Consider the following 290-nt stretch of genomic DNA (forward strand, 5'->3'; position numbering starts at 1 on the left):
CCTGAAAACGTTTTGGACCTCATCAACTGATGGCGGACCCGTACGTACTGGTGCTCTACTACTCGCGTCACGGCGCCACCTGTTTCGCCATCTCGGTGGTGGCGCCGTGACGCGAGTAGTAGAGCACCAGTACGTACGGGTCCGCCATCAGTTGATGAGGTCCAAAACGTTTTCAGGGGGGCGGCCCAACACAGCCTGATCGCCGCGAACCACAATCGGGCGCTCGATCAGTTTGGGGTGGCTCGCCATCGCCGTAACAATGTCTGCGTCACTGGAATCTTTACTCAAAC

At 57.9% G+C, this 290-nt stretch carries 1 protein-coding gene; it reads right to left on the bottom strand.

The features are described from left to right. Positions 1-147: 147 nt before the first annotated feature. Positions 148-290: ArsC/Spx/MgsR family protein (locus A3709_RS19475; RefSeq protein WP_304438783.1), on the bottom strand; the 143-nt coding region annotated here is incomplete at its 5' end.

The sequence above is a fragment of the Halioglobus sp. HI00S01 genome (genome assembly GCF_001635445.1).
Taxonomy (GTDB): domain Bacteria; phylum Pseudomonadota; class Gammaproteobacteria; order Pseudomonadales; family Halieaceae; genus Halioglobus; species Halioglobus japonicus.